The organism is Methanoculleus taiwanensis (assembly GCF_004102725.1).
GTDB classification, from domain to species: Archaea; Halobacteriota; Methanomicrobia; order Methanomicrobiales; family Methanoculleaceae; genus Methanoculleus_A; species Methanoculleus_A taiwanensis.
The window spans coordinates 179,836-183,791 of sequence record NZ_LHQS01000003.1 but is presented as its reverse complement, the minus strand read 5'-3'; the positions used below and the strand labels follow the sequence as shown (position 1 = coordinate 183,791).

At 55.3% G+C, this 3,956-nt stretch carries 3 protein-coding genes; all 3 read right to left on the bottom strand.

Features of this window, described 5'->3' with window-relative positions; translation table 11 throughout:
- A partial coding sequence (locus ABH15_RS11455) for a fasciclin domain-containing protein (protein ID WP_164913743.1) occupies positions 1–1,449 on the bottom strand: 1,449 nt, incomplete at its 3' end.
- Positions 1,450–1,726: 277 nt separating this feature from the next.
- Entirely contained in the window at positions 1,727–3,121 is a 1,395-nt protein-coding gene (locus ABH15_RS13705; protein ID WP_164913742.1) for a fasciclin domain-containing protein, read from the bottom strand.
- Positions 3,122–3,400: 279 nt separating this feature from the next.
- Positions 3,401–3,956 (bottom strand): fasciclin domain-containing protein (locus tag ABH15_RS11445; protein ID WP_164913741.1); only part of this gene is annotated, 556 nt, incomplete at its 5' end.

Sequence of the window (3,956 nt, the reverse complement as noted above, 5' to 3'; positions counted from 1 at the left end):
GGTCTGGTTGTCGGTCACATTGTCCATGGTCTGGTTGTCGGTCACATTGCCCATGGTCACGTTAAATGGCTGAACAACGACCTCTCCCATGACCGTCTCCGGCCTGTCGCTGCCGGGGAACTCGAAGACGCCCTTCATCCCTGCATCGTTGTGAAGCATGGCATAGAGTGTCTTCGTTGCGTTCTCGGTCTCGATCTGGACAGTTATGTTATCGTTCACCCCTCGAGCTATCAGAGCCATGCCGATGACGGGTCCTGGGGCACCGTTCTGGTCGGCGTGGATGACTACCCAGTTATCACGCTTTGCGACGGCCTCCTTAATGATGACGGAGTCGTTTACTATCGGTTGATCGGTGACGGTGATGTTGGGTATGTTCCCGTCTGCTGTCTGATTCCCGGTCATGTTGTCCATGGTCTGATTACCGGTGGTCATGTTCGGCGGCATGAGCACCTGGTCGATGATGTGGACGACGCCGTTGCTGGCGTTGAGGTCGGGTGTGACGACCGTGGCATTGTTGACCATCAACTCATCCGTCGTCTGGTTGAGTGTGATCGTCAGGTTCTCGCCGAGCAGCGTCTGTAGCATGACCCCTTCCTGCTGGCCGGTCATGTTCTGATCCATCGTCTGGTTCTGGGTCATGTTGTCGGTCTGGTTCATGGTCTGGTTCTGCGTCATATTGGCGCCCATGCCATCCATGGTCTGGTTCCCGGTCATGTTCTGCTGAACCATCTCCATCAGCTGTTCTGCGGTGTAGTTCCCTTCGACGACGTGGTACTGCAGGATCTCAGTCAGGTTTTCGGTATCGTTGAGCAGCTCTTCGATCGTCTCGTTGCCGAGTTCGTCGAACGCATCGTCATCCGGCGCGAAGACGGTGTATGGCCCGCCGGTGCTGAGCGGTTCGGTCAGGTTGGTCGCGTTGATTGCCGCCGACAGGGTTGTCAGATTCTGCTCCCCGTCGATGACCTCCACGACCGTCATGTTCCCGGTTACATTGCCCATGGTCTGGTTGCCGGTTACATTGCCCATGGTCTGGTTGCCGGCCATGCCCCCGGTGACGCTCACGAAGATCGTCAGAGTGTACTCGGGCATCATCTGCGTGTCGTTTGCAGAACCGTAGATGAAAGTGACATTGTCTCCGTCACTCACCCTTTTCTGGGCAACGCCGGCAGTGGCCTGCTCGCCGTTTATCAGATATGTCCAGTTCATCGGTGTGTCGTTCATCAGGTCATTCTCGATCTCGTCGATCGAGGTGACGGTAAGATATCCGCGTTCCGCCGGCAGGTCATCGGCGACCGTATAGTTAAAACCGCCCGCTTCGGAGCCGGCCTGAAGTGCACCGAGCACCGAAACATTGCTGACAATATAGGGCTGTGATGAGTTTACCGGCGTTATGATAAAGTTTCCACTGCTGTTCAGCGTGACATTCCCCTCTCCTATAGACGCTGCCATGCTTGTGGCAGGAATCACCAGGAGAAGGAGAAGGCACGCGTACAATAAGGTGTGTCGTCTCATTCTACTCCCCCCCTGAGGGCCGGGGGAAGTGGGTAAGATATTATTTAAGTATTTTTATTGTTTGGCCTATATATTTTATATTGCCTCCCCGGTTGTAGTATGGCTGAATTATAGTGAGACAATTGCAGTGCCCTGCCCGTTGCCGGTCGCAGGGCTATCCTGTGCCTGAAAAAGGTTCTCCAGATGGAGGAGACAGCAGTCCCCCCATCGGAGGTTAGATCGTCTGGTTTCCGGCAGTCGTGTTCGCTGTGGTCATATTCTCCATTGTCACGTTCTCGGTCACGTTCCCCATGGTCTGGTTCGCTGTGGTCACGTTCCCGGTCACGTTCCCCATGGTCTGGTTTGCTGTGGTCGCTCCCAGCGTGACATTCTCAGGCACCAGCACCATATCGATAGTGTGCACGATGCCGTTGTTGGCGTCGAGGTTCGCCATTTCGACGGTTGCATTGCCGACAGTGACCTCCTCCTCACTGACCGTTACCGTGAGGTTCTCGCCGAGCAGCGTCTGCAGGGTCGTCGAACCCGTTGTCGTCGCGTTGGTAGCGTTCGTTGCGTTTCCACCGGTTGCCATACTCACGAGTTCTTCAGCCGTGTACTCACCCTCCACGACGTGATACTGGAGTATCGTAGCAAGCTGGTCGGGGTTGTTGAGCAGCCCTGACAGGTCTTCTGGTGTCATGGCGCCGAAAGCCTCATTGGTCGGTGCAAAGACGGTGTACGGCCCGCCGGTGTCGAGCGTCTCGGTCAGGTTGGCTGTCTGGATTCCTGTCGCTAGTGTGGAGAGGTTATCGTTTGCACCGATGACGCCGACGATGCTCATGCCGGTCTGGTTTGCCTGCATGGTTACGTTCTCAGGCGGTGTCAGCACCGCATCGATGATATGAACAACACCGTTGCTGGCGTTGAGGTCGGTCACGACGATCGTGGCATTGTTGATCATCAGTTCATCCGTTGTCTGGTTTTGGCTGACCGTCACATTCGGACCGAGGAGTGTCTGCAGCATGACCGCCGCCTGTTGCCCGGTCACATTGGTCTGGTTCCCGGTTACATTCTCCATGGTCTGGTTCCCGGTTACGTTCTCCATGGTCTGGTTGTCGGTTACGTTCTCCATGGTCTGGTTCCCGGTTACGTTCTCCATGGTCTGGTTCGCCGCGGTCGTCATGTTCGGTTGCACCATCTCCATTAGCTCTTCTGCAGTGTAGTTGCCTTCAACCACATGGTACTGGAGAATTGCCGTAAGCTGGTCGGTGTTGTTCAGGAGCTGACCGATGGTCTCGTTGCCGAGCGCTTCAAACGCTGTGTCGGTCGGTGCAAAAACGGTGTATGGCCCGCCGGTGCTGAGCGGTTCGGTCAGGTTGGTAGCGTTGATGGCCTGTGCAAGAATGGTCAGATTCCCGTTCTGGTCGATCACCTCTACGACGGTCATATTCCCGGTCTGATTCTCCTCCATCATACCGGTCTGATTGCCGGTCACGTTATCCGGCATCGTCGTCATGTTGCTTTCATTACCCATTGTGGCGTTATCTTCGCCGAGTATCGCCGCCGATGCAGTGGCGGGAATAATCAGCAGAAGAAGAATGCCCACGCTCATTACGAAAAGTGGTCTCATCTGTATCCCCCCTGTGTGCCTGCCGAGATCGCCCTGGTAATATAAAAATCCATCTATAATATTCCTGCAATGGCCTGGGACTACTATCTGGCAGATGTGCACGCAGAAGAGCAATGATTTTATCCTGCGGCGGTCGCATGGCCTCGATTGCGAAAGACCGGCACTATACCCCGGATGGCAGAAAGTATCGATAATAAACTGCGGTAAAAGGGGGAGCAGGGGATGATCATCCCCGTCGGAATGTCTCCTTCCTGCTCCGGAAGGTCGTACCGGGTGGATCTAAACGGTGCGGTTGATGTAGGTCACCGTCGACCCGTTCTCTACGATGGTGGCCTCATATTCCTGTAGACCACTTACTGTCATGTTCGTCAGGTTGTCCGTGGTCTGATTCCCGGCAGTCTGGTTAACGGTCTGGTTGCCGGTCTGGTTCCCAATCGTCTGATTGGTTGTCATGAGGCTGGTATCGTTGACGACGACGAGTGTCGACTCGTTGCCGGTGATCGTTACGCTCTCATTGCCCACGGTCTGATTTCCGGTCACGTTGCCGATCGTCATGTTCGGCGGCATGAGCACCTGGTCGATGACGTGGATGACACCGTTGCTGGCGTTGATATCGGGCTGGATGACAGATGCGTTGTTCACCATCACCTGGTTCGTGGTCTGGTTGAGGCTGACCGTCAGGTTCTCACCGAGCAGCGTCCGAAGCTCCGTCATATTCTGTGCCTGCATCATCGTCTGCGTCATATTGGCGGTCTGGTTCTGTGTCTGGTTCTGCGTCATGTTGGCAGTCTGGTTCTGTGTCTGGTTCTGCGTCATGTTGGCAGTCTGGTTCTGT